This window comes from Cryobacterium roopkundense (assembly GCF_014200405.1).
In the GTDB taxonomy this organism is placed as follows: domain Bacteria; phylum Actinomycetota; class Actinomycetes; order Actinomycetales; family Microbacteriaceae; genus Cryobacterium; species Cryobacterium roopkundense.
The window spans coordinates 662,819-688,359 of record NZ_JACHBQ010000001.1 but is presented as its reverse complement, the minus strand read 5'-3'; the positions used below and the strand labels follow the sequence as shown (position 1 = coordinate 688,359).

Sequence of the window (25,541 nt, the reverse complement as noted above, 5' to 3'; positions counted from 1 at the left end):
GCCTGGGGGTGTGTTATAAGCCGCGCCACGGCTCCGGCGGCACCCGCTCCTGCCACCGGAAATGACGCTCCAGCTGGGCCCCGATGGCAAGCAGTGTCGCCTCGCCGCCGGGACGACCGATCAGCTGAACCCCCATCGGCAGACCGTCGGCGGTCTGCAACACCGGCAACACGATGGCAGGCAGCCCGCTCACATTGACCATCGACGTGAAGGGCGTGTATTGCACCTGCTGGGCGAAGTTGCGTTCGGGGTCGACCTGGTCGTACCAGCCGACCGGCCGCGGCGTGAGCGCAAGCGCCGGTGTCAGCACCGCGTCCACGTGCGAGAGCTGTCGGATGAACGAGCGTTCGAAGGCGCTGAGGGCCGCGAGAGCCTCGGCGAGCGCGCGGGCAGACAGGGCGCGCCCGCGACGCATCAACCAGCGGGTGAGGGGGTCGAGCAGCGCTTCCTGCTCGTCGCCCTCGGCAGGGATGCTCGCCGCGCCCGCCTGCCAGATGGTGCGAAAGGCCGGAACGTAGCTCGGGTCCGGCTCAAGCGCCAGGTCGTCGAGACCGTGGCCGAGAACATCGAGTTGGGTTCGAGCGGCGTCGAGGGCAGCCAGGGCCTCCGGCGCGAGGACGACGTCGTAGTCCTCGTCCCATGCGGAGGAGGTCATCACCCCGAGCTGAAAACGGCCCTCCCCACGCACCGCATGCCCGAGCAACGGTCCGTCGTCGTGCGGCGCCCGTAGGGCGAAATGGTGGTCGGGGTGATTGCCTCCCGGCGTCACCATCGCGTCGAGCAGGAGGGCGGCATCCGCTACGGTGCGGGCGAGCGGACCGGCCACCGGCAGCCCGCCGAGCTTGTCGATTCCGGAGGCAGAGGGCACACGCCCTCGGGACGGCTTCACGCCCACAAGACCGCACGCCGCGGCGGGGATGCGCACGGACCCTCCGCCGTCAGACCCCGGCGCGAAGGGCAGGAGGCGTGCGGCGACAGCGACAGCGGCCCCGCCGCTGGACCCGCCGGCCCCGAGAGCGACATTCCACGGATTGCGCGCCGGTGGGCCGGCCAGCCCCTCGGTATAGGAGGGAAGGCCGAACTCCGGGGTACTCGTCTTACCCAGGCTCACTCCCCCGGCCTCGTCGAGGGCGAGCACGAGATCGTCGGACTGCTCGGGCACGAAGTCGCGCATCAGCCGCGAGCCGAACCGTGCCGGAACGCCGGCCCGAAGCTGTAGGTCCTTGTCGGCGAAGGGCAGCCCCCACAGCGGCGCGGTGCGGGGCACGTTCTGTTCCACGTCCCGGGCACGGGCCCAGGCCCGCTCCGCTGTGATCGTGACGAACGCGCCGAGCGCCGGGTTGAGTGCCTCGATGCGGTCCAGGTAGTGTTCCGCGAGCTCGGAAGGACTCAACTCACCGGTTTGCAGTGCCTGCCATTGCTCGAGCGCGGACAATTCATGTGGTTCGGCCATGCTGCGAGCCTAGCTTTGCGAGTAGCGTTAACCCATGGCACGCGCACTTTACAATCCCATGGGAACGACGGCCCTCGTCACCGGCGCCTCGAGCGGCCTCGGCGTCGGCTACGCGCACGAACTCGCCCAACGCGGCGCCGACCTGGTGCTCGTGGCCAGGCGACAGGACCGGCTCGAAGCACTTGCGGTGGACCTGGCAGAGAAGTACGGCACCGTCTCGACAGTCATACCGCTCGACCTGACCGCACCGGAGGCCGTGCCCGAATTGATGGCGGATCTCACCTCCCGGGACGTCAACGTCGGCACTCTGGTGAACAGTGCCGGGTTCGGAACCCTCGGCAGCTTCGTCGACGCGGATGCCGACCGACAGGCGGAGCAAATCACCCTCAATGTTCTCGCCCTGACGCAGCTCACCCACGCCCTGCTCCCGGATCTCATCTCCGCGGCGACCCTGCGCCCGAATACAGCAGCACTCGTGAACCTGGCCAGCACGGCGGCGTTCCAGCCGGTGCCGCAGATGTCGGTGTACGCCGCGAGCAAGGCCTACGTTCTGAGTTTCACCGAGGCGCTCTGGTACGAGACGCGGGCCAGCGGACTCAAGGTCACCGCGGTGTGCCCCGGCTACGTCGACACTGAATTCTCGGCAGTGGCGGGAAACCACCAGCCGACGGATCGCCACCTCACCGTGGAGAGGGTGATGAGGAGCACGTGTGCCGCACTTGATCGGACGTCGACCCCACCCCAGGTGATCGTGGGCAAGCGCAATGCCGTGCTCGCCCGAGCAGCTATCCTGTCGCCTCGCCGCGCCGTGCTGAAGGTCGCGGGGCGTCCCCGCTAACCGTCGTGCGCGTCGAACCCGGGTCGCGGGTCAGGGGCTACTTCAGGCTTTTCTGCATCAGAACTGTGCCGAGCCAGCGTTCGAACTTGAACCCCACCTTGCCCATGCGGCCGATTTCTTCGAAGCCGAAGTCGCGGTGCAGCTTGATGGAGGCATCCGCTCCCTGGTCGGCGATGACCGCGATGATCTCTTTCAGCCCGGCCGTTTTCGACCGGGCGATGAGTTCCGCTAGCAGCTGACGGCCCAGTCCCTTGCCTGTCGACGCCGCGCCCAGGTAAATGGAGTTCTCCACGGTGAACCGAAAGGCGCGTTTCTGTTTCCACGGTGCCACGAGCGCGTAGCCCAGGATCTGCCCGGCGGGTGATTCGGCCACGATGAACGGCATGCCGTGCTTGCCCAAGTAGTAGAACTTGTCGCGCCACTCGGGCAACGTCATGGCGTCTTCATCGAAGGTGACGGTGCTGTTGGCGACGTAGTAGTTGTAGATCTCGCGAATATCGGGCAGGTCGGTGACCCGTGCCTCGCGCATGGAATACGTGAATGGGTTTTCCGGCGTCGCTTCCGGCCGCAGGTGCCTGGGCAGCCGCCTTCGCTGTTCGTATTCTTCCTCCAGCACCGCGCACGCCCTTTCACGTAATCTTTACCAGATTACCCGAGCGCCCAGTCCACCGTGGGCGCTCCCTGTTCCGCGAGCAGCTCGTTTGCCCGACTGAACGGGCGGGATCCGAAAAATCCGCGCCGCGCCGACAGGGGGCTCGGGTGAGGCGACTCGATCACGGGCGTGTCGCCGAGCAGCGGCTTGAGTTTGGCCGCATCCCTGCCCCAGAGAATGGCCACGAGCGGGCGGTCCCGGGCCACGAGCGCCCGAATCGCCTGGTCCGTCACGGCTTCCCAGCCGTGGCGGCGGTGCGAGCCCGCCGCGCCCGCCTGCACCGTGAGCACCCGGTTGAGCAGCAGCACCCCGGCGCGCGACCACGCAGTGAGGTCGCCGTGGTCCGGCGGCGGCATGGCGAGGTCCGAGGCGAGTTCCCGGTAGACATTGGCCAGGCTTCGCGGCACGGGTCGCACCTCCGGGGCGACCGCGAAAGCCAGCCCGATCGGGTGCCCGGGCGTGGGGTAAGGATCCTGCCCCACGATCAGCACCCGAACTGCGTCGAAGGGCTCACGACAGACCCGCATGACGTTCTCGGCCGTCGGCAGCCAGGTGCGGCCCTCGCGGGTCTCCGCCGCCAGAAAGTTCTCGATCTCCCATAGCTCGGGCGCCACGGGAGCGAGAGCCGCCGCCCATCCCGGCTCGAGCTGGTCGACGAGGCTAGGCGCCAAAGGTACTCACGAGCACGCCGCCATCGGCCTGGCTCACTCGCCAGACACTGCCGGCGCCGACGACGCCGAGCGCGCCCTCGCCGACCACGAGCACGGTATTCTCGTCGATCGCGAGGCCGCCTTCGATCAGGCCGGCTTCGGTCGCGGAAATCAGCCGCGAGAGGGTGCCCCACTGGGCCGCGTGCACGTCCACGGTCACGTCGAGCAGGCCGATGCCCTGTTCTATCGTGATCTCATCGAGGTCTTCCGAGGCGTCCTGCGGGGTCACCTCCACGCCGCCGATGCGCCAGCCGCCCACGATCGCACGTTCGGCAGCGATCATGGCGCCGGCCGAGAAACCCAGGTAGGGAATGCCCGCCGACACCTGGCGGCGGATCTCACCGGCGATGGGGAGCACTGCCGCGAGATAGGCCGGAGTCACACCGCCGCCGATCAGGATGCCATCGACATCCGCTACGGCGAGGTTCGTCGCGAGGTCACCGCGCTCGAGCGCCGTGACGACCGCCTCGATGGGGCCGGTCGTTTCGAGCGCTGCACGCAGAACCGCGGCGTGCCCCTCGGCATCGCCCTGACGCACTGCAATGATCGCGATGCGAGGCTCGGTTCGACCAGCTGCCGCACCGCGGGCCGCCGCCTCGGCGAAGAACGACCCGTAGACGCTCGCATGGTGTTCGGGGGCGAGGCCCCCGCCGACCAGATGAACACTCATGCGCACACCACCGCGTCAGTGCGAGCGGATGCGGGGCCGGCGGGTGCAGTCACTGCGTCGTAAGTCATGGAACAAATTTTACGTCACACGGCAACACCCACCGGCCCTACCGATCAGATCAGCTGTTCCCTGTCGGGAACGTGACGCTCGTCCTGGCCGTTGTAGACCGACAGTGGACGAATCAGCGCGTTCGCCGCGCGCTGCTCGATGATGTGCGCCGTCCACCCGGTCACGCGGGCGGCGACGAAGAGCGGAGTGAAGCTCAGGGTGTCGAAGCCCATCAGGTGATACGCCGGCCCCGAGGGATAGTCGAGGTTCGGCAAGATCGCCTTCTTCGCTGTCATCGCGGCCTCGAGGGACTCATACATGTCGAGCATCTCGGGGGCGTCGTAGTGCTCGATGAGGGTGAGCAGCGCCGCGCGCATGGTGGGAACCCGGGAATCGCCGCTCTTGTAGACGCGGTGGCCGAAGCCCATGATCTTTCGCTTGTCGATCAGGGCCTGGTCGAGCCACGCCTTCGCGCGCTCGCCGGCACCGGCTCCGAGACCGATCTCGGTGAAGGTGTGCATGACGGCCTCGTTCGCTCCGCCGTGCAGTGCACCCTTGAGAGCTCCGATGGCGCCAGTGACAGCCGAATACAGGTCGGCGAGCGTCGAGGTGATGACGCGCGCCGTGAATGTCGAGGCGTTGAAGGAATGCTCGGCGTAGAGGATCATCGACACGTCGAAGGCGTTGACGACCACAAGTTCAGGCACTTCGCCGAAGGCCATGTGCAGGAAGTTAGCCGAGTAGCCGAGATCGTCGCGCGGCTCGACAAGGTCGAGACCGTGACGGCGACGCTGGTCGTAGGACACGATGGCGGGCAGCTGCGCGAACAGGCGGATGGCCTTGGCGAGGTCGGCTTCCGCGGACTCGTCGGCGGTGTGCCTGTCGCTCGCCCCGATCACGCTGACGGCGGTGCGAACAACGTCCATCGGGTGCGAGGTCAGGGGCAGCTCGTCGATGACGCGGCGTACGGCAGGGTCAAGGTGACGCAGGCTGCGCTCCAGCGTTTCGAATTCGGCCAACTGCTCCTCGGTGGGCAGTTCGCCGTGCCAGAGCAGGTACGCGACCTCCTCGAAATTGCACCGCGCGGCCAGTTCCTGCACTGGATAGCCGCGATAGAGCAGCGAGTTGGTGTCGGGGTTGACCTTGGACACGGCGGTCGTGTCGACCACCACCCCGGCGAGGCCCTTGAAGATTTTCGGTTCCGGCGCGGCGGCGGGCGTCGTGTGCGGCTCAGTCATAGTCATGTCGCTCCTTCAGACCTTGGACGTGATGTGGGGATTGAGGGTGAAATCGAAGATACCGGAGTCGAAGTGGCTGTACTCCGAGTAGTCCAGCAGCTCATAGAGATCAGATCGGTGCTGCATCTCACCGAGCATCGGCTCGAGAGTACCGTGCTCCAGAATCGAGTCCAGCCCCCGATCGGCCGAGCCCATCGCGAGGCGCAACAACGACACCGGAAAGATGACCATGTTCATGCCCACATTTGCGAGCTGGTCCACCGTGTAGAGCTCTCCCTTACCGAACTCGGTCATGTTCGCCAGGAGCGGCACGTCTACCGCCCCGCGCATGGCCTCGAACTCGGCGAGGCTTCCCATCGCCTCGGGGAAGATGGCATCGGCCCCCGCGTCGGCGAGCTTCTTAGCCCGGTCGAGCGCTGCATTCAAGCCGTCGACCGCACGAATGTCGGTGCGAGCCATGATCAGGAAGTTCGGGTCGCGACGGGCATCCACGGCGGCGCGGATGCGCTTGATCGCCGTGTCGTCGTCGACGACCTGCTTGCCGTCGAGGTGGCCGCAGCGCTTCGGGTTGACCTGATCCTCGATGTGCATTCCGGCCAGGCCGGCATCCTCGAGCGTCTGAATGGTGCGCGCCACGTTCATCGGCTCGCCGAACCCGGTGTCGGCGTCGACGATCGACGGCAGTTCGGTCATTCGGGCGATCTGCTGGCTGCGCCCGGCGACCTCGGTGAGCGTCGTCAGGCCGATGTCGGGCAGTCCGAGATCGGCCGACAACACGGCTCCGGAGATATACACGCCCTCGAAGCCCTTGTTCTGGATGAGTTTGGCCGAGAGCGGGTTGAAGGCGCCCGGGTAGCGCTGCAGCACGCCGGACGCGAGCCCTGCCCGCAGGGCGATGCGCTTGTCGGCGGCCGATGTGCGGGAATACAGCATTAGAAGATTCCCATCGGTGCACCGGTCGTGGGCAGCAAGCCGGGACGAGCCGTGATCGTGAGCTGGCCGAGGTCGACGGCGGTGAGCTCCGGAAGGCGCTCCGCAAGCGTCAGAAAGCGCTCGATCTCGGAGCCTTCGAGAACATCCGCTGCGAGCATGCGGAATTTGTTCACGTATTCGGCGCGACCGAAGGGCTTGGCGCCAAGCGGATGCGCGTCGGCCACCGCGATCTCGTCGGTGATGGTGCGACCGTCGGTCAGGGTGATGACCACACGGCCGCCAAAGGCCTTCTCCGTCACGTCGAGGGAGTGGTACCGACGGGTCCATTCCTTGTCCTCGGTCGTGGTCACCTTGTTCCACAGGGCGACGGTATCGGCGCGACCGGCACGCTCCGGCGAGTACGAGTCAACGTGGTGCCAGCTGCCGTCCTGGAGCGCGACCGTGAAGATGTACGGAATCGAGTGGTCGAGCGTCTCGCGCGAGGCCGTTGGGTCGTACTTCTGCGGGTCGTTCGCGCCGGAACCGATCACGTAGTGGGTGTGGTGGCTCGTGTGAATCACGACGGAGGCGATGTTCGTGCCGTCGACAAGCTCGGGGTGCGCGCGGTGCAGTCGACGCGCGAGGTCGATCCACGCCTGGGCCTGGTACTCGGCCGAATGCTCCTTGGTGTAGCTGTCCAGAATGGCGCGCTTGGCGCTGCCCGCCTGGGGGAGAGACACGTCGTAGGTGTGTCCGGGGCCATCGAGCAGCCACGCGATCACGCCGTCCTCGCCCTCGTAGATGGGAGTCGGGCTGGTCTCTCCGCGGAGGGCGCGGTCGACTGCCTCGACGGCCATCTTGCCGGCGAAGGCCGGGGCGTGGGACTTCCAGCTGGATATTTCGCCCTTGCGTGACTGCCGCGTGGCGGTCGTCGTGTGGAGCGCCTGGCCGACGGCCTGAAAAATGATCTCTTTATCGAGACCCAGGAGTGTGCCGATTCCGGCCGCGGCCGACGGGCCGAGGTGGGCCACGTGGTCGATCTTGTGCGCGTGCAGGCTGATGGATTTCACGAGGTCGATCTGGATCTCGTAGCCGGTGGCGATGCCGCGCACGAGGTCACGTCCGGTGAGCCCCTTCGCGGTGGCGAGGTGCTGCGCGACGGCGAGGATCGGCGGGATGTTGTCACCCGGGTGGGAGTACTCAGCGGCGAGGAAGGTGTCGTGGTAGTCCAGTTCGCGCACTGCCACGCCATTGGCCCAGGCGGCCCACTCCGGTGACACGCGACGGCCGGGAACGAGGCCGAAGACTGTCGAGCCTTCTCCACCGTTGGAACGCGGGTGGGCCAGCGCCTGCGAGCGGGCGGCTGTGACGGGCTTCCGGGTCAACGAGGCCGCCGCGACGGACGCATTGTCGATCACACGGTTGATGATCATTTCGGTGACGTCGTCAGTGACGGCCACCGGGTCCGCCGCACAGGCGGCGATCTTCCAGGCAAGCTGGTCCTCGCGGGCGAGGTTTTCTTCACTGCGGTGAACTCGAACGTGGTGGAGCTGCACGATGGATCCCTTCGTTATTCGACCGGGGTGGCCGCATCCTCGGCAAGCGTCGCAAGGACGTTTGTGAGGCTCTGGTGGAGATGAACATGAGTTGCGTGGGCGGCGAGCAGGGTGTCGCCGGCGATGATGGCGTCGATGATGAGCGTGTGTTCCGCGGCCGCGGCGCGCAGCCGCTCCTGGTTGCCCCTGGCCAACCGGCGGATGCGTGCGAGGTGGGTGCGCACATTCTCGAGGGCGCTGTACAGGAACGGGTTGGCAACGGCAGCGTCGACGGCCGTCTCGAAATCGTCGATGAGGTCGTAGTAGCGACGGATGCCCTCATCACCCTGCAGCAGAAGTTCGGGCGCGGAGCGGAATTTCTCCCGCAGGAGCTCGAAGGTGGCCACGTCGCGTCGTTCGGCGGCAAGGCTGACGGCATGCACTTCGAGCCCTTCCCTGAGCTCGTAGAGGCCGGTGATGCTCTCGACGGAGAGCTCCGTCACTTCGAAACCACGGCCGCTTCGACCCACCACGAGGCCATCGGCGATCAACCGGGCAACGGCGGCACGCAGCGGCGTGCGGGAAACGCCGATGCGTTCGGCCTGCTCGACTTCGAGCAGCCCGGTTCCCGGACCCAGCAGCCCATCCAGAATCTCGCCGCGCAGCTGCTGGTAGGCACGTTCGCTGGCGCGGACGGGGGCAGCACTGGTCGGTGCTGTTGACCCCAACATTGCGGCTTCTGTATACACAAGAGTGATCCTATTCCACCGGACCGGGTTTTATGCAATACTTCAACCACTCTTTGTATACAGAGACGCTTCAATGGAGAGGTTCACATGACTGACGCACCACTGGGCACCTACGCCGACACTTGGCGACGCAGCATTGACTCCCCCGAGGACTTCTGGATGGAAGCCGCCCAGGGCCTCGAATGGACCACCCCACCGCGCGCCGCTCTCGAGCAGCGGTCGGAGACCGACTGGACCTGGTTTCCGGGCGGTCGGCTCAACACGAGCTATAACGCCCTCGACCGACACGTCATCGCCGGACGCGGTGCCCAGACCGCGCTGATTTACGACTCCGCTATGACGGGCACTCGTATTTCACTCACGTACCTCGAGCTGCTGGGCCGCGTGGCCAAGTTCGCCGGCGCCCTGCGCGCCAACGGTGTCGGCACCGGGGACCGGGTCATCATCTACCTCCCGATGATTCCGGAGGCCGTGATCGCGATGCTCGCCTGCGCCCGCATCGGCGCGATCCACTCCGTCGTTTTCGGCGGCTTCGCCGCCAACGAACTGGCCGTGCGAATCGACGATGCCCGCCCGTCCGTCATCGTGACCGCCTCCGGCGGGCTCGAGCCCGGCCGAGCCGTGGAATACCTGCCACTCGTTCAGAAAGCCCTCGCCCTCAGCGCGGGTTCCGTGCACACGGTGCTCGTACGCAACCGCGAATCCATTCCCGGTTCCGCCGCGGACTATGCCGACGAGAGCGTGTCGTGGTTGGACTGGGCCGACGAAGAAGACAACGCAGCCCCCGCCGACCCCGTGAGCATGGCGTCAGAGGACCCCCTGTACATTCTGTACACGTCCGGCACCACTGGCAATCCCAAGGGCATCGTGCGCGACAACGGCGGACACGCCGTGGCACTGGCCTGGTCCATGCGCAACATCTACAACATCTCGCCGGGTGACGTGTATTGGGCGGCCTCGGACGTGGGCTGGGTCGTCGGCCATTCATACATTGTGTATGCCCCACTTCTGGCGGGTGCCACCTCGATCATCTACGAGGGAAAGCCCATCGGCACTCCAGACGCCGGAGCCTTCTGGCGCGTCATCGAGGACTACAAGGTCAAGGTGCTGTTCACGGCGCCCACGGCCGTGCGCGCGATCCGCCGAGTGGACCCAGACCTCGCGGAACTGGCCCGATACGACGTAACGAGCCTCACGAGCCTGTTCCTGGCCGGCGAACGCCTCGACCCTGAAACCTTCCACTGGGCCAATGACGGTTTGCACTGCCCCGTTGTCGACCACTGGTGGCAGACCGAAACCGGCTGGGCGATTTGCGCCAACCCGCTCGGGATCGAAGCACTCGAAACACGTCCCGGTTCGGCCACGGTGCCCGTGCCCGGATACGAAATTGACATTCTGGATTCAAAGGGGCATAAGGTCAAGCGCGTGGGCAAAGACGGCAACATCGCTATTCGTCTTCCCCTGCCTCCCGGCACACTGCTCGGAATCTGGGGCAGTGCGGAACGGTTCCAGAGTGCCTATCTCTCGGCCTTCCCCGGCTACTACGCCACGGGAGACTCCGGACACTTCGACGACGACGGGTACCTCTACATCATGGGCCGCACGGACGACGTGATCAACGTTGCCGGACACCGCCTGTCGACCGGCTCCCTGGAAGAGGTCCTCACCCTGCACCCTGCCGTCGCGGAATGTGCTGTGCTCGGCGTGCGCGATGCCCTCAAGGGTCAGCGCGCGGCCGGTTTCGTGACCCTCAAGGCCGGCGCCACCATCAACCACGACACGCTGGCTCGCGAGCTCGTGGCGCTGGTCCGAGAGAATGTAGGCCCCGTCGCCGCTTTCCGTGACGTCACGATCCTCGATCGACTTCCCAAGACTCGATCCGGCAAGATTCTGCGCAAGACCATCCGGCAGATCGTCGACGGCGAACCGTACACGGTTCCGCCCACCATCGAGGACCCCACGGTTCTCGATGACCTCATACATGCTGTCACAGCCTCCGCTCACAAGGCATCGGCCGAGACCGCACGCACGAAAACAGCAGTCACAACGGCACCACAGCACTGACCAACGCTAGACACCCCCGCAGTAATCCCGCAGTAAATCCCGCACCAATCCCCGCACCGGTCCCCCCACAAGAACCATCACCACTGAAGCAAGGAGGCTCCAATGAGTGAACAGTTGAAAGATGCATCGCCGAAATCGCAAATCGACTACATCGCATACGAGAAAACACCCAAGTTCAAGGAACTGCAGAAGACCCGGCGTAATTTCGTCGTGCCCCTCTCCATCTTCTTTCTGCTCTGGTATTTCGCCTATGTGCTCGCCGCCGGGTACTTTCCCGAGTTCATGGCGACGCCGGTATTCGGCCGCATCAACCTCGGCCTGATCCTCGGCCTCGGTCAGTTCGTCACTACCTTCGGCATCACGATGGCGTATGTGGCGTTCGCCAACCGCAAGATCGACCCCCTCACCGAAGACCTTCGCGCTGAGCTGGAACGGATGGAAAAGGCATGATCGCCAGCACCCTGCACACATATATGACCGCGGTCAAACCCGTGGAAAACAACCCGGTCCTGAACATATCGATCTTCCTCGCCTTCGTCGGCGTGACCCTGATCGTCGTCATTCGCGCCGGACGCAACAACAAGAGCGCGGCCGACTACTACACGGGCGGCCGGTCCTTCACCGGCCCGCAGAACGGTTTCGCCATCGCCGGCGACTACCTCTCCGCGGCATCTTTCCTCGGAATCGTCGGGGCCATCGCCGTCACCGGCTACGACGGCTTCATGTACTCCATCGGCTTCCTGGTGGCCTGGCTCGTCGCCCTGCTGCTCGTTGCCGAGCTGATGCGCAACACGGGCAAGTTCACCATGGCCGATGTGCTCTCGTTCCGCCTCAAGCAGGGCCCGGTTCGGGTGGCAGCGGCCACCACGACCCTCGCCGTGTGCTTCTTCTATCTGCTGGCACAGATGGCGGGAGCCGGCGGACTCGTCTCGCTGCTCCTCGGTATCAACGACAAGCTCGGCCAGTCGCTCGTCGTCATCGTCGTGGGCGCGCTCATGATCGTGTACGTACTGGTCGGTGGCATGAAGGGCACCACCTGGGTGCAGATCATCAAGGCGTTCCTGCTGATCATCGGCGCACTCGCGATGAGCATCTGGGTGATGGCCATCAACGGCTTCGACCTCTCGGCACTGCTCGAGAGCGCTGTCGCCACGTCAACCTCCGTTCCCGCCGATGCGATCCTCGCGCCGGGCCTGAAGTACGGCGCTAACCCGCTTGACTTCATCTCCCTCGCCATCGCCCTCGTGCTCGGAACGGCCGGCCTGCCTCACGTTCTGATGCGCTTCTACACGGTCCCGACCGCCAAGGAAGCTCGTCGCTCGGTGGTCTGGGCCATCTGGCTGATCGGTGGCTTCTACATCTTCACCCTCATCCTCGGCTTCGGCGCCGCGGCTCTCGTGGGTGGCGAAACGATCCTCGCCGCTCCCGGCGGAGTGAACTCGGCGGCTCCGCTGCTCTCGCTCGCTCTCGGTGGTCCGCTGCTGCTCGGCTTCATCTCCGCCATCGCATTCGCGACAATCCTGGCCGTGGTGGCCGGTATCACGATCACCGCCGCCACCTCCTTCGCACATGACATCTACGGAAGCGTCATCAAAAAGGGCAAGGGAAACCCCGATGACGAGGTCAAGATCGCTCGTCGCACCGTCATCGTGATCGGTGTTCTCGCCATCGCCGGCGGTATCGGCGTGCAGGGGCAGAACATCGCCTTCCTGGTAGCCCTGGCCTTCGCCGTCGCGGCGAGCGCCAACCTGCCGACCATTCTCTACTCCCTGTTCTGGCGTGGTTTCACCACCCGCGGCGCGGTCTGGAGCATGTACGGCGGACTCAGCTCAGCTATCCTGCTGATCGTGTTCTCGCCGGTCTTCTCCGGCACGCCCACGTCCATGTTCGGCGAAGGCGTTGACTTCGCCTACTTCCCGCTGAGCAACCCGGGTATCATCTCGATCCCGCTCGGGTTCATCCTCGGCTGGCTCGGTTCGATCACGAGCACTGAGAAGGAGAGCCCCACGCTCGCCGCCGAAATGTCAGTGCGTTCCCTCACCGGTTTCGGTGCGGAAAAGGCCGTCGACCACTAGGTCAGGCCTGTAGTACAGACACACAGCACCACCCGCACTAACAGCGGCGCCCGAGATGCACATTTCTCTCGGGCGCCGCCTGCGTGTGTTCGGTGGGCGTCAGCGCACCCTGAGCGGGCCGCGGGCGATGCGACTCGGTGCAGCCTGGGCCACGGGCTTGATCAGGATCAGGTCGAGGTTGACGTGCGCGGGCCGCAATACGCTCGACACGATGGTCTCTGCCACGTCTTCGGCCGAGAGCGGGTTCGGCACATTCTCGTACGCGGCCGCGGCCTTCGCCTCGTCGCCGTCGAACCGAACGAGGCCGAACTCTTCGGTCTTGACCATGCCCGGCGCAATCTCGATCACGCGGATCGGTTCGCCGTTGAGCTCGAGCCGCAGCACCTCCGTCATAGCGTGGGCGGCGAACTTCGCGGCGTTGTAGCCTCCGCCTCCGAGATAGGCCACGTGGCCGGCGATCGAGGTGACGGTGACGATATCCGCGGATGCCGCGGCATCCGTTATCGACGCCCTCAGCAACGGCAGCAGGGCGCTCGTCACGCGCTTGACGGCGAGAACGTTGATCTCGAACATCCAGGCCCAGTCGTCGATGCTGGAGTTCTCAACGGAGTCGAGCCCCTTGGCTCCCCCGGCGTTGTTCACAAGAGCGTTGACGGGCCCGGATGCCGCGAGGTAATCCCGCAGGGCGTCCACGTCGGCCTGCTTCGTCAGGTCAGCCGTGAAAACGTCGGCGCCGGTCTCTTTCCTGAGTGTTTCCAGGCGATCCGCGCGACGCGCGACACCCACCACATCCCAGCCCCGCTCGCGGAACGCACGCACCGTGGCGGCTCCGATTCCCGAACTTGCACCGGTCACAACAACTCTTCGAGTACTCATTTCTCCATTCTCGCGGGAGAATGGTGCGAATGAGCGCACCGCAGCCCGCACCCACTCACACCCCAACAGCACGGGTCCCTCTCTGGGACAACGCGCGCTGGATCGCCATCACCCTCATGGTGGTGGGCCACGCCATCCTCAAGCTCATCGGCGAGTCCGACCCGGCCTACGCGATGTACCTGTTCATCTACGCCTTCCATGTGCCGATCTTTGTGGCCGTGAGCGGCTACTTCGCCCGGTCTGGTCCGCCCGGCACCCGTCAGCTGCAGCGTCTTCTCACGGATATCGCCTTTCCGTACGTCATCTTCGAGACGATTTGGACCTGCGTGCGGTGGCTGCTCGGCGGCAGATTCAGCCTGGACTATTCGACCGCGAGCTGGACGCTCTGGTTCCTCCTCGCCCTCCTCGTGTGGCGCATCATCCTGCCGTACCTCGTCATGCTGCGGTACCCGTTACTGATCAGCATCGTGCTTTCCATCGGTGCCGGCTACATCGACCACATCGACAGCACCTTCACGCTGTCGCGCACGATCGGGCTGCTGCCCTTCTTCGTGTTCGGTTGGAAGCTGCGGCAGTGGAAGCTCACCGAACGGTGGCTGACGCTGTCCACAGCCTCGATCTGGAAATGGCGCTCGGGAGCTCTCGCACTCTTCGCGTCGGTGTACCTGGTGATAGCCGTCAACATCGAGGTGCTTCGTGCCCTCAAGGTGCGCAGGTTCCTGCTCTACGACGAGGGCTATTCGCTCTTCGGCTATTCGGAATTCTGGGCTGGCGGCATCCGTCTGGGCTTCATGATTCTCGCCTTCGCCCTCATCGTGGCGTTCCTGCTGCTGGTGCCTCGTCGCGCGACGTGGTTCACCCCCTTTGGGGCAGCCACCATGTACATCTACCTGCTTCACAGCTTTGTGCTGTTTCCGCTGCGCGAAACGGGCGTGCTCGACGGGCCGCAGCCGGCCTGGGTGCTGCCTGCCGTGATCGTGTTGAGTGTGCTGATCTCCATCGTGCTGTCGCTTCCGTTCGTCAGAAAGGTCTTTCGCCCGCTCGTCGAACCGCGCGCCCGCTGGCTGTTCCGGCCGGAGGCTGCCACGCCGACAGGCACTATCGTGCTGCCACACAAGGATAGAAAGTGACACGGGGTCGCCGGCACAGCTGAGATGACGCTGTGTTTCACCGTGCTTGCGGCGGTTCCGGGTGCTTACCTATGCTCGCTGCAGAGCGTTGGAATGTCCGGGCTCGGCGAGAACACCAGGGAGACAGATTTCATGAGCGACAACGCGGCCGACTGGAAATTTGAGACCAAGCAGGTTCACTCGGGGGCGCGTCCGGACCCCGTGACCAACGCCAGGGCCACACCGATCTACCAGACCACCTCCTACGTGTTCAATAGCGCAGAGCACGCGCAGAACCTCTTCGCCCTGGCCGAGTTCGGGAACATCTACACCCGCATCCAAAACCCGACCCAGGCCGTTGTCGAAGAACGCGTCGCGGCACTCGAGGGCGGCACCGGCGCGCTACTCGTCGCGTCAGGCCAGTCAGCGTCGACCTTCTCGGTACTCAACATTGCGCAGGCCGGAGACCACATCGTCTCGTCGAGCTCGATCTACGGCGGCACGTACAACCTCTTCAAGTACACGCTCGCCAAGCTGGGCATCGAGACCACCTTCGTGGAAGACCAGGACGACGCCGAAGAGTGGCGCCGTGCCGTGCGGCCGAACACCAAGCTGTTCTTCGCCGAGACGATCGGCAACCCCAAGATCAACGTGCTCGACATCACACTCGTCTCGGATGTCGCGCACGCGGCCGGCGTGCCCCTCATCGTCGACAACACGATTGCCACGCCGTACCTGATTCGCCCCTTCGAACACGGTGCAGACATCATTGTGCACTCCGCCACCAAGTTTCTCGGCGGCCACGGAACGATCATCGGCGGCGTGATCGTTGACGGCGGAAAATTCGAGTGGTCGAAGAACGTTGAGAAATTTCCCGGGCTCACCGAACCCGATCCCTCGTACCACGGGGCGAGCTACACGACAGTGCTCGGCGATGGCATCGCGTACATCATCAAGGCCCGCGTGCAGCTGCTGCGCGACCTCGGCTCGTCTATCGCACCGGCGAGCGCCTGGCAGCTTATCCAGGGCATCGAGACCCTCAGTCTGCGCATCGAACGTCACGTGCAGAACGCGCAGGACATCGCCGAGTGGCTCGACGGCCACGCCGACATCGCCTCTGTCAACTACGCGGGCCTGCCGTCGAGTCCCTGGTATGCGACGGCAAACAAGTACGCCCCCCAGGGCGTCGGGGCCGTGCTCTCCTTCGAGCTCAAGGGCGGCGTCGATGCCGGACGGGCGCTCGTTGACAACCTCGAGCTCTTCAGCCACCTCGCGAACATCGGTGATGTGCGCTCCCTGGTGATCCACCCGGCATCGACCACCCACGCCCAGCTCACCCCCGAGCAACAGCTCACCGCGGGCGTCACCCCCGGGCTTGTGCGCCTGTCGGTCGGAATCGAAAACGTCGCCGACCTGAAGGCAGACCTGGAGACAGGACTCGCGGCAGCGCGGGCCGTCGTGGCGGAGTCGCGCGCCAACGCCTGATCACGTATCACCGGGCCGCCCTCGCCGGCGGCCCGGACAGGGTCGCATGACGTGTGGAGCGTAACAGTGCGCCGAGCCGTCGCCAGGACCGACAGAATAGGAGCGTATGGAATGGCAATCTCCCTCAGACACGGTCCCCTCCAGCTTCATCACTGAAGCCCAGGCGCGGTCGCTCCTCGGCAAACCTCCGGCGAGCGGCGCGTGGCGCGACGGCGACCCTGTGGGCAACCGTCGCTTTGAAAACATCGGCGCACTTCACGTCGAATCGGGGGAAAGCCTTCCCTTCGTGCGCATCGCGTATGAAACCTGGGGACGGCTGTCTGCCACCGGCGACAACGCCATCCTCGTGCTCCATGCCCTCACGGGCGACAGCCATCTGCGCGGGCCCGTGGGGTCCGGTCACAAGACGGCCGGCTGGTGGAGCGGAATCGTGGGACCGGGACTCGCCCTGGACACCGACCGCTACTTTGTTGTCGCGCCGAATATGCTCGGCGGCTGCCAGGGCAGCACAGGCCCGGCATCGCTGGCCCCAGACGGCGCCGAATGGGGCATCCGCTTTCCCTATGTGACCATCCGTGACCAGGTCGCCGCCCAGATCGCCTTCGCCGACCGTATCGGCATCGACGTGTGGGCCGCCGTCGTCGGCGGTTCGATGGGGGGCATGCACGCCTTGGAGTGGGCCATCCGTGCCCCCGAGCGGGTGGAGAGACTGGCCATTCTCGCTGCGCCGCCCGTGACGACAGCCGATCAGATTGCTCTCAACTCGGTCCAGATCGAAGCCGTGCGAACCGACCCCGCCTTTCATGCCGGTGAGTACTACGACGCTGACGACGGCGATGGGCCCACCCGCGGACTCGCTCTCGCCCGCCGGATGGCGCTACTCAACTACCGCAGTCCGGCAGAACTCAACACACGCTTCGACCGGGACTGGCAGAGCCCGATCAGCCCCCTCGGGGCCGGCGGCCGGTTCGCTGTGGAGTCGTACCTAGACTTTCACGGCAATAAATTCACCCGCCGGTTCGATGCGAACAGCTACATCACCCTTGTCGAAGCGATGAATTCCCATGATGTCGGCCGCGGCCGCGGGGGCATAGCCGAAGCGCTGTCGACAGTCACCGCACGTTCTCTCATTGTGGGGATTGACAGCGACCGTCTCTTTCCGCTACAAGGACAGAATGTCATCGCGGAACACCTCCCACACAACATTGACGGCCCAAAACCGGTCGTTTTGCACTCCGAATACGGCCATGACGGGTTCCTGATCGAAAATACTGCAGTCAGCGCACAATTGCGCCGATTACTTCCCTGAGGGGGTCCCGGAAAGGCCGTTTCGCACTATATGGTGCAGTGAGAAGTTCATTCGTTTGCACCTGATAGCACCCGACCCTGACAGGCACCTATGCAACGCATTCTGAAGGAGCGCGATCGTCTGCTCCGTAGGAGCGCTCAAGCGTACGGCCTGGCCGGTTCAATCGCTGTGCTGCTATGCCTGATCGTGCCTGGCGGCGTGGGGTCGACCGCGCGGCAGGGCTCACTGGCGCTAGTCTGCCTTATGGCAGGCGGCCAGTATCTTCTCGGACGCACGGGGGCGATCCGCTGGGTACTGCTCGTAGTCGCCTGCGGACTGGGCATCATCTATTTCGTGGGACTCGACAGCCATCCCGCACTTCCACTCAACCTCGTGGAAGAAGCCACCATCGGCCTGGTGGCCGCCGTGCCGATGAGTTGCGTTGCCGTCGTGCTCGTGGTCAGTCGCAGACGGCTTGCGCTTCTCTTGACCATCTTCGCCATGACGCTGGGATCGGTTGCCCTGGTGTCGTCGACCGCGACCGCGACACCTCTCCCCCTCGCACTCGCCTTCTCCGGTTGGCTATCGTGCATCATGGCGGGCTGGTGGATCTCGCAGAGCATTCCGCGGGTCATGAACCGCATCGCGGCCATCGGCCGTGCTCACCGAGCGGAACGCCATGCCAGCGAACTGGAAGCCCAACGGCGTACCGATGCCCGCCTTCTGCACGACACCGTGCTGGCCACGTTGACGCTTCTCGCGCACTCCGGCGTCGGGGTGAGTCCCAGCGCCCTGAGGCAGCAGTCCGGAGACGACGCCCGCCTTCTTCGACAACTGAGGCTGGGCGGCCTGCCGAGCCCCCGACGCTCCGGGGTGTACACGCTGGAGCCCGTGCGGGATTCCACCCTCGGGACGACCCTCGAGTCAGTTCGGCAGCGCTTCGGCCGCATGGGACTGGAAGTCGAGTGGCATGGGAGCGGACAGGTACGGCTCCCCACCGATGTGCTCGATTCCTTCCTGCTGGCACTCGGGGAGTGTCTCGAAAATGTGCGGCGCCACTCCGGGGTCCTGCACGCTGACGTGACCATCACAGATGACGCCACAACCGTGCGCGCCATGGTGACGGACGCTGGCGTCGGCTTCGACCTCGCCGCCGTGGACGCCGGGCGTCTCGGGGTCGCGGAATCGGTTATTGCGCGGCTTCGAGCAGTCGGCGGCAATGCGCGCCTCTTCTCCTCCCCCGGCGCTGGCACCACGGTCGTGCTAGAGGTGCCCAAGTGACGTTGCGCGGGCTCGTCGATGATGCGGCCACGACGCGCAAGAACCCCGCGCGTGAGGAGGAGTTCTCATCGGCAGCGCGTTGGAGCCGCCGATCCATAGGGCGGCCTGAGGAAACATCGAGCACCGACGCGAACGGGCTAGGCGGCCAGCACCTCGGGATAGGGCTCACGCTGAGCGGTGCATTCATCGCCGCCTTCCTGCTGGGACATTTCGTCGTGGAATGGAATGGGCAGCCCTTCCCCGCTGTGAGCGTGCTGGCGTGGATCCTTCTGATCTCCGGCGCGCTGGTGATCAACCTGATCGTGCAGCGCCTCGCTACCCGCATGCCCCTGTGGCTGTTCCTCGCCGCCCTCGGAGTGGGCGCTGTGGTCGTCGCGCTCGATCTCGCTGCCTGCTGGGGGCTCACCGGGCAGGGCATCTACCCGACAGCGGCCGCCGCAGTCGGCGCGCTCCTGATGTCGATGATCACCCTGCGCAGCACCCAGAACATTCTGGCGGCCGTCACAGGGCTCGGGCTCCTGCTTCTGGTGTGCGCGCTCCTGGAAGAGCGACAGAACACGCTTACCTTCGGCCCCGAAATTCTCACCATTGCCGTGGCGACCATCCCACCCCTTGTCGGCACAGGAGTTGCCCGAGGCTTTCGCAGAATGGTTCAACGAGAGCTCGACCTGGTGCTCGTCCAGAGCACCATTTCCCAACCACGCTTTGCCGTGGGCATGCTGGCGTCCGAACAACTCGCCCGCCTCGACCTCGACGCCGAAACTCTGCTCAATGATGTAGCGCAGGGCCGCACCGCCCTGCCGCTGGCCCCGACGACCGCCATGACGGCCGCCGCGCTCGCAACAGCGCTTCGTCTGCACCTGATCGAGGGGCGCACGGAAACGTGGTTGCACCACGCTATTTCGGAATCGGAATTTCTCGGGCCGTCCGTGACCCTGGTCGATCCGTCCGGACTCGCGGGGCTGCTCTCTCCCCTACAGCGTGAGGGTCTTCTCCTCACGATCTGGTTGCTCGTGGGCGATGCGCGGGGGCCGGCGTCAGTGTCACTACGCTTCGGCCCCATCCTGCCGACCGGCAGCGGCCCTGCGAGTCGCCAGATGCGGTTTCCCCTGGAGCTCCAAACGTCGGGCCTTCCACGGCGCCGAGTGGATCCAGAAACGTGGCAGGCAATTCGCACAGTGGGACCACACAGCGACTCCAACAGAGACGGTACCCTGCAAGTAGACATCGAGTGCAGTGTGGACAATCCCGCCGATGCTTAGAATTACGGTTTTTGACGATACAGTGCAAGTCAGTAGGAGGCAATAGTGACGACAACACACAGTCCCATTCGTTTGGCCCTAGTCGACGACCACCGCATGCTCTTGGGCGCTCTCACCGAGTGGATCAGAAGCGCCGCGGATGACATCGAGATGGTGGCGGCGGTGACCACTTGGCCCGAGCTGCTCACGCATCCCGAGTTCCCCGTCGACGTCGTGCTGCTCGACCTCGACCTCAAGGACAACATCCCGGTGTCCCTCAAGATCGCCACGCTCAAGACCACCGGTGTGAAGACGGTGCTCATGAGCACCTATTCCGAACCGGCACTCGTGCGCGAGGCCCTTGCTGCGGGCGCCCTCGGTTACCTCGTCAAGAGCGAGGAAGCGAGCATGATCGTGGAGGCCATTCGTGCAGCGGCGGTAGGCAAGTCCTATATCTCTGCGGAACTCGACTACGCGCTCAACTCCAGCCAGACCACCGAGGGACCCCGCCTGAGCGCGCAGGAGCGCCGAGTGATGGCGCTCTACGGTGCCGGCGAGCCAGTGAAGGCCGTGGCCTACCAGCTTGGTATTTCCGAAGAGACCGCCAAGTCCTACCTGAAGCGCATTCGCGAGAAGTATCGCCTCGCGGGCTACGACGTGGGCACCAAGGTAGCTCTGCGCAAGCGCGCCATCCGTGACGGAATCCTGCTCCAGACGGACTGATACGTGCGCTTCGACGCACTGTGACAAGACCGGCTCATGCACATGAGCCGGTCTTTTTTTGCCCAAAGGCCTACTTGTCGCGCACCACGCCGATCAGCTGGGTGCCATAGGGTACGTCGACGCCGCGGCGGCGCCACCTGCGGTCGATGGAAAAGGTCACCAACGTGAGCAGCACGCCGATGATGCTGAGCCCGACCCCGATCCATACCGGGGCGAGATAGCCGAGACCACCGGCAATTGCCACGCCGCCGAGGGCTGCACCGAGGGCGTTGCCCACGTTGAGCGAGGAGTGGTTGAGCGCTGCCGCCAAGGACTGACTCTCGTGGGCCACGTCCATCAGCCTGGCCTGAATGGTGGGCGAGAGAGCGGATGCCGCAGCGCCGATGAGAAACACACCCACCAGAAGTCCCGCGAGCGACTGTGCCGACAGCCCGAGGGTCACCAAAGCGCCGATCAACACGGCGAATGAGATGTACATGGTGCGCCGAACGCTCCAGTCGGCCAGCGCTCCGCCGGCAAAATTGCCCACGGTCATGCCGAGCCCCACGACCACGAGCACGAGGGGCACTGCGGCAGCCGGCAACCCGGTGATTTCGATCACGAGCGGGGCGACGTAGGTGTAAACGGCGAAGAGCCCGCCGAATCCGATCGCGCCGATGCCTAGGGTGATCCACACCTGCAGGCGGCGGAAGGCCCGCAGCTCCGCACGCATGGTCGCCTTCGGGTTACCGGATTGGAAGGGCACGAAGATCGCTACGGCGGCGAACGTGAGAGCGAAGATGCCCGCCACCACGAGGTAGGCCACTCGCCATCCGCTCGTCTGACCGATCCAGGTGATGATGGGCACGCCGATCACGTTGGCGATCGTGAGCCCCGACAGCACGAGGGCGATTCCTCGCGCGCGTTTGCCCGGCCCCATCAGGTTGGCCGCGACGAGCGAGGCGATTCCGAAGTACGCGCCATGGGGCAGCGCCGCCAGGAACCGGGCCACGAGCACGCTTTCAAAGCTCGGCAGAAGGGCAGAGGCGATCGTTCCGAGGGTGAAAGCGGTCAGCAAGGCCAGCAGCAGCTGCTTGCGCGGCCACCGGGCTGCAGCTGCGGCGATGGTCGGTGCCCCGACGACGACACCGAGCGCGTAGGCGGAGATAAGCCAACCCGCCTGCGCATTCGCCGCGTCGGGCGATGCGGCGTAAACGCCGGGCAGCAGATCCTGGGCGAGATTGGGCAGCAGGCCCATAGCCACGAACTCGGTGGAACCGATGCCGAAACCGCCCAGGGCAAGGGCAAGGAGGGCAAGACGAATACGGGTCGACGACAGCGGCGTCGACCCGTCAGTGGTGAGGGGCATGCCACAATGCTAGCCGTCCCGTGCGGGGCTCCCCACATTGGGGGCTGTCCCTCCGACGAGGCAAGGCGCGCGCCTGCGTATGGTTGATGTGTGCGCACCTCGTTCTTGCCGGTCACGGCCCTGTTTGCCTCGTTACTTGTGGCGACCCTCAGCGGATGCTCCGCGGGGCCGGAGGGGCCTGCCCCGGCCGCTCCTCCGGCCACAGCCAGCGCGAGTGCGAGTGCGACGGCCAGCGCGAGCGCCCCGGCAGCGGAACCAACGGGAACCCCGCCCATCGACGCCGACTTGCCGGGCTGTCCCTCGAATGACACGGACCGCCCCGATGACACCTACGCTGCCAAGATTCCCGACGTCGACGGAGACGGTCGGGCGGACAGCCAGTGGTACGCGGAAACTTCCCCCTTCCGATATGGCATCACGACGGCATCGGGTGCCACCTTTTCGGTGGCCGATGGACTCGCGGGGCCTGGACAGCACAGCGGCTGGTCCGCGCAACTGTCCAACGGTGTCATCGTGACCGTACTAGACGACAGCCGCGGCGCATCCCTCCACACGATCGTCGCGTGCGAGTTCGTGACCCCTCTCGACGTGACGGGCTCGCCATACAGGTTCGACATGCAGGATCTGCGGGGCAACGGCACCGGCGTCGGCTGTGTCCCGGGAGCTTCGGGTGTCGAACTCAACGGGTTCAAGGCCGTGGAGCGCGCCGACGGCACCTTCGACGTGACGTCCACACAGATCAACGTGGCCGTTGATGGCCAAACGGCCGCCAACGGCATCCGCTCCACGGCGTCGGGGCTGTCGGCGAGCGACCCTGCGGTGCTTGCGGCCCAGACGTCGTCGTGCGGCTCCATCCCCGTCGTGGCCACCAGCGGCCGCTGAGTCGACCACCGGTCGGCTCCAACGCGACTAGTCGTCTAAGACCGCGAGGCCCCGGCGTTTCAGGTCGGCGAGGCCGTCTCGCATCGACTGCACCTGATCGGGCGAGTGTGCCGTCCAATCACGGAGTTCGCTGACGATCTCGACCGGCTCGCGAGTTCGAAAGGACCGGGTGGGATTGCCGGGGAACTTCTTGTCGGTCACGTTGGGGTCGTCTTCGAGGGGGCCTGTCGGTTCGACGATGTAGATCCGTGCACGGCCCGCTCCCACGGCCAGTTCGGCGCCCCACGTTGCGGCATCCACGGTCGCCGTGACGTAAACGTAATTCGACGCTCGGCCGTCCTCAAAGTTCGAGCCGCGCCCCGGCAGTAGCAAGTCACCCACTGCAAGATCGGCTTTAGTCCCATGGAAAAGCGCTCCGGAACCGTGGACTTCGAAAGGTTGGGGTTCATTCGCCATGCTCACCACTCTCGCAGAAAGTGCGCCTCGGCTGGTTATGCGACGAGAAAAGGAGGGGCGAACTGCGGCCGGGTCGAGTGTCGGTGGTGCCTGTCACACTTCTCTCATGACAACCCCTATTGAAGCTGTTTTCGTTGATCTGGCCGGGGCGTTAGCCCGGTCAGATACGTCCGCGAGAGCGTTCGCGGAGCTGTCCGACGACGGGTCGGAGAGCACCCACCGGGCCATCGCCCGCCACCTGCGTGAGGTCACCGCGGCCTACGCGTTATCGGCGGCGAACATGACCAACCGATCCGACTGGACACTCGGCAGAGAAGGACTGTCACGAAAGAAGGGCTACAACTGCCCCGAAGACTACGTACAGGCCCTCGGCGGCGGAGGAGGTGGTGGTACGAAGGCGGATACCCGCCGCCTGATCGAGGCCGGCACCATGGCCACCGAAGCCGAAGCCGCCAGGGACAGGCAAGAGCAAGCCGATGTGCTGGCTCTCGAGCACCCGGAGGCCCCGCCGGTGGAGGTGCACCGGCCGTGGTTCGCTCCACTGGGCGACGCCGTCACCGACGGCACGCTCAGCGCCGAAGCCGCCACGGCCATTCGCCGGGGCTTGGGCGAGGTCGCGATTGGTGTAACCGAGGAGATGCTCGCTGACGCGGTCGTCGCCCTGATCGCCCAGTGCCGCATCCTCAACGCGGACCAGGCCGCGAAAGCGGCCCGGCACTGCCGGGACTCGATCGACGCCGCCGGGATCGCCTCCCGCGCCGACGCCATGCGGGCCCGGCAATACCTGCGGGCCAGCACTGGATAGGTACAGTGACAAGCCCGACGGCAGGCTCCACGGCAGCTTTGAACTGGACCCGGAGAACGGGGCCTACTTCAAAGATTTCCTGCAGCAGGTCATCGGTCCGCGCACCGGCGGCCCCCGGTTCGTGGAGAAGGGAGAGAAGGAACGAGCGCAGCTCATCATCGACGCCCCCGCTCAACCGACCAGATCGCCGCAGAGTCTTTGATCGAGGTGAGCAAGGTCGCCGCGGGAGCGGACCCGGGCACGATCTTCGGCCGGATCCGCCCCTCGGTGAAGCTCGTCGTGATGGAGGCACCCGCGCAGGCCCCCGCAACGCCGCCCACGGGGCTCGTGCTCCGTGCAGACGGGTTCATCGAAGGAACATCGGACGCGGTGACCACGGCCACGATCGACAGGACGGTGTGCAACACGGGCTTCACGCCGGTGTTGTTCGCTCGCGATGGATCGGTGCTCGACGTCGGCCGCGAGCAACGGCCGGTTGTCGAGCCTGTCGAGACACACGACTGCGCAACGCGTGGCGTTGGCGCTTCGGGACGGCGGGTGCATGTGGAAGGACTGCCTGAAACCACCCAGCTTCTCCGAAGCACACCGCCTGCACCAGTGGAAGGCAGAGGGCGGACTCACCAACCTCGAGGACGGCATCCTGCTCTGCAGCCCCCACCACCTGCGACTGCACAACGAAATCTCGACAGGCTCGATCCAAGCAGGTGGAAGATCATCCGCCTCTGGCAAGACTTCTGGTTGATCCCACCGCCCGCCACGATCCCGCCCAAACCCCCATCCACCTAGTCAGCAAATCACCACTGAAGTTGGGGTCGCCACTCCGGCTCCAGGTATAACGACACCGCAGCAGCAGTGAAACGCGAGCGCCCGGAGAGCGGCCCGCGAGGTCTCGACACGCGCCGAAGACGGCGCTGCTCGACCAGCGGGAGGGGGCTCGCGCAGCGGAAGGAGGCTCGCGCAGCGAGAGGAGGCTCGCGCAGCGGAAGGAGGCTCGCGCAGCGAGAGGAGGCTCGCGCAGCGGAAGGAGGCTCGCGCAGCGAGAGGAGGCTCGCGCAGCGAGAGGAGGCTCGCGCAGCGGAAGGAGGCTCGCGCAGCGAGAGGGG

General features: G+C 65.5%; 25 protein-coding genes. 13 read left to right on the top strand and 12 right to left on the bottom strand.

Annotation, left to right across the window (positions count from 1 at the left end; all coding sequences use genetic code 11):
- Positions 1 to 13 precede the first annotated feature (13 nt).
- On the bottom strand, positions 14 to 1,453 hold the full coding sequence (locus BJ997_RS03220; RefSeq protein ID WP_183323245.1) for an amidase: 1,440 nt from the start codon (positions 1,451 to 1,453) through the stop codon (positions 14 to 16).
- A gap of 34 nt (positions 1,454 to 1,487) precedes the next feature.
- On the opposite strand from BJ997_RS03220, the gene BJ997_RS03215 reads away from it, so the two are divergent.
- The gene (locus BJ997_RS03215) at positions 1,488 to 2,291 is read left to right on the top strand and encodes an SDR family NAD(P)-dependent oxidoreductase (RefSeq protein ID WP_035840551.1); all 804 of its coding nucleotides are present in this window, start codon (positions 1,488 to 1,490) and stop codon (positions 2,289 to 2,291) included.
- A 37-nt stretch (positions 2,292 to 2,328) separates the two neighbouring features.
- On the opposite strand, the gene BJ997_RS03210 is transcribed toward BJ997_RS03215, so the two are convergent.
- The 7 genes from BJ997_RS03210 to BJ997_RS03180 form a co-directional block, all read right to left on the bottom strand.
- Entirely contained in the window at positions 2,329 to 2,907 is a 579-nt protein-coding gene (locus tag BJ997_RS03210) for a GNAT family N-acetyltransferase (protein ID WP_035840549.1), read from the bottom strand.
- A gap of 32 nt (positions 2,908 to 2,939) precedes the next feature.
- A complete protein-coding gene (locus BJ997_RS03205) occupies positions 2,940 to 3,614 on the bottom strand; it encodes a uracil-DNA glycosylase (RefSeq protein WP_035840546.1) in 675 nt (224 codons plus the stop codon).
- Positions 3,604 to 4,323 carry a Type 1 glutamine amidotransferase-like domain-containing protein gene (locus BJ997_RS03200; RefSeq protein ID WP_035840544.1) on the bottom strand — a complete coding sequence of 240 codons (720 nt, stop codon included), beginning with the start codon at positions 4,321 to 4,323 and terminating at the stop codon, positions 3,604 to 3,606. The genes BJ997_RS03205 and BJ997_RS03200 overlap by 11 nt, the downstream gene beginning before the upstream one ends.
- A gap of 113 nt (positions 4,324 to 4,436) precedes the next feature.
- Positions 4,437 to 5,615: a bifunctional 2-methylcitrate synthase/citrate synthase gene (locus BJ997_RS03195; RefSeq protein WP_236629170.1), complete on the bottom strand. Its 1,179-nt coding sequence runs from the start codon at positions 5,613 to 5,615 to the stop codon at positions 4,437 to 4,439.
- 9 nt (positions 5,616 to 5,624) lie between these two features.
- A complete protein-coding gene (prpB, locus tag BJ997_RS03190; protein ID WP_183323243.1) occupies positions 5,625 to 6,542 on the bottom strand; it encodes a methylisocitrate lyase in 918 nt (305 codons plus the stop codon).
- The gene (locus tag BJ997_RS03185; protein WP_152602297.1) at positions 6,542 to 8,080 is read right to left on the bottom strand and encodes an MmgE/PrpD family protein; all 1,539 of its coding nucleotides are present in this window, start codon (positions 8,078 to 8,080) and stop codon (positions 6,542 to 6,544) included. Before BJ997_RS03185 ends, prpB begins: the two co-directional genes overlap by 1 nt.
- Positions 8,081 to 8,091: 11 nt before the next feature.
- Entirely contained in the window at positions 8,092 to 8,787 is a 696-nt protein-coding gene (locus BJ997_RS03180) for a GntR family transcriptional regulator (protein WP_052542517.1), read from the bottom strand.
- A gap of 105 nt (positions 8,788 to 8,892) precedes the next feature.
- On the opposite strand from BJ997_RS03180, the gene BJ997_RS03175 reads away from it, so the two are divergent.
- From BJ997_RS03175 to BJ997_RS03165, 3 genes are all read left to right on the top strand, one after another.
- Complete coding sequence (locus BJ997_RS03175; RefSeq protein ID WP_183323242.1) at positions 8,893 to 10,869, top strand: AMP-binding protein; 1,977 nt, start codon at positions 8,893 to 8,895, stop codon at positions 10,867 to 10,869.
- Between the two features lie 102 nt (positions 10,870 to 10,971).
- Complete coding sequence (locus BJ997_RS03170) at positions 10,972 to 11,319, top strand: DUF485 domain-containing protein (RefSeq protein WP_035838342.1); 348 nt, start codon at positions 10,972 to 10,974, stop codon at positions 11,317 to 11,319.
- A complete protein-coding gene (locus BJ997_RS03165) occupies positions 11,316 to 12,944 on the top strand; it encodes a solute symporter family protein (RefSeq protein ID WP_052542518.1) in 1,629 nt (542 codons plus the stop codon). The genes BJ997_RS03170 and BJ997_RS03165 overlap by 4 nt, the downstream gene beginning before the upstream one ends.
- A 99-nt stretch (positions 12,945 to 13,043) precedes the next feature.
- Here the strand turns inward: BJ997_RS03165 and BJ997_RS03160 are convergent, their stop codons facing one another.
- Positions 13,044 to 13,820, bottom strand: coding sequence for an SDR family NAD(P)-dependent oxidoreductase (locus BJ997_RS03160; protein ID WP_035838345.1), 777 nt, complete (start codon positions 13,818 to 13,820; stop codon positions 13,044 to 13,046).
- 29 nt (positions 13,821 to 13,849) lie between these two features.
- Between BJ997_RS03160 and BJ997_RS03155 the strand changes: the two genes are divergently transcribed.
- The 6 genes from BJ997_RS03155 to BJ997_RS03130 all read left to right on the top strand — a co-directional run bounded on the left by BJ997_RS03155 (position 13,850) and on the right by BJ997_RS03130 (position 20,947).
- Entirely contained in the window at positions 13,850 to 14,950 is a 1,101-nt protein-coding gene (locus BJ997_RS03155) for an acyltransferase family protein (RefSeq protein WP_236629081.1), read from the top strand.
- A gap of 132 nt (positions 14,951 to 15,082) precedes the next feature.
- Positions 15,083 to 16,414: a bifunctional o-acetylhomoserine/o-acetylserine sulfhydrylase gene (locus BJ997_RS03150; RefSeq protein WP_035838368.1), complete on the top strand. Its 1,332-nt coding sequence runs from the start codon at positions 15,083 to 15,085 to the stop codon at positions 16,412 to 16,414.
- A gap of 106 nt (positions 16,415 to 16,520) precedes the next feature.
- Positions 16,521 to 17,723, top strand: a complete 1,203-nt coding sequence (gene metX, locus BJ997_RS03145; RefSeq protein ID WP_035838347.1) for a homoserine O-acetyltransferase MetX — start codon at positions 16,521 to 16,523, stop codon at positions 17,721 to 17,723.
- A gap of 90 nt (positions 17,724 to 17,813) precedes the next feature.
- Entirely contained in the window at positions 17,814 to 18,983 is a 1,170-nt protein-coding gene (locus BJ997_RS03140; RefSeq protein WP_035838350.1) for a sensor histidine kinase, read from the top strand.
- Complete coding sequence (locus BJ997_RS03135) at positions 18,980 to 20,245, top strand: hypothetical protein (protein WP_052542520.1); 1,266 nt, start codon at positions 18,980 to 18,982, stop codon at positions 20,243 to 20,245. The genes BJ997_RS03140 and BJ997_RS03135 overlap by 4 nt, the downstream gene beginning before the upstream one ends.
- 45 nt (positions 20,246 to 20,290) lie before the next feature.
- Positions 20,291 to 20,947, top strand: a complete 657-nt coding sequence (locus BJ997_RS03130; RefSeq protein WP_035838352.1) for a response regulator transcription factor — start codon at positions 20,291 to 20,293, stop codon at positions 20,945 to 20,947.
- Positions 20,948 to 21,017: 70 nt separating this feature from the next.
- On the opposite strand, the gene BJ997_RS03125 is transcribed toward BJ997_RS03130, so the two are convergent.
- The gene (locus BJ997_RS03125; protein ID WP_035838354.1) at positions 21,018 to 22,295 is read right to left on the bottom strand and encodes an MFS transporter; all 1,278 of its coding nucleotides are present in this window, start codon (positions 22,293 to 22,295) and stop codon (positions 21,018 to 21,020) included.
- A gap of 90 nt (positions 22,296 to 22,385) precedes the next feature.
- Here BJ997_RS03125 and BJ997_RS03120 point away from each other — a divergent pair, with 90 nt between their 5' ends.
- Positions 22,386 to 23,177, top strand: coding sequence for a hypothetical protein (locus tag BJ997_RS03120; protein ID WP_035838356.1), 792 nt, complete (start codon positions 22,386 to 22,388; stop codon positions 23,175 to 23,177).
- 27 nt (positions 23,178 to 23,204) lie between these two features.
- Here the strand turns inward: BJ997_RS03120 and arr are convergent, their stop codons facing one another.
- Positions 23,205 to 23,633: an NAD(+)--rifampin ADP-ribosyltransferase gene (gene arr, locus BJ997_RS03115; protein WP_035838358.1), complete on the bottom strand. Its 429-nt coding sequence runs from the start codon at positions 23,631 to 23,633 to the stop codon at positions 23,205 to 23,207.
- Between the two features lie 106 nt (positions 23,634 to 23,739).
- On the opposite strand from arr, the gene BJ997_RS03110 reads away from it, so the two are divergent.
- Positions 23,740 to 24,438: a hypothetical protein gene (locus tag BJ997_RS03110; RefSeq protein WP_183323241.1), complete on the top strand. Its 699-nt coding sequence runs from the start codon at positions 23,740 to 23,742 to the stop codon at positions 24,436 to 24,438.
- 155 nt (positions 24,439 to 24,593) lie between these two features.
- On the opposite strand, the gene BJ997_RS03105 is transcribed toward BJ997_RS03110, so the two are convergent.
- Positions 24,594 to 24,854, bottom strand: coding sequence for a hypothetical protein (locus tag BJ997_RS03105; RefSeq protein WP_152602223.1), 261 nt, complete (start codon positions 24,852 to 24,854; stop codon positions 24,594 to 24,596).
- A gap of 125 nt (positions 24,855 to 24,979) precedes the next feature.
- On the opposite strand from BJ997_RS03105, the gene BJ997_RS03100 reads away from it, so the two are divergent.
- A complete protein-coding gene (locus tag BJ997_RS03100; protein ID WP_221243922.1) occupies positions 24,980 to 25,180 on the top strand; it encodes a hypothetical protein in 201 nt (66 codons plus the stop codon).
- Positions 25,181 to 25,541 lie beyond the last annotated feature (361 nt).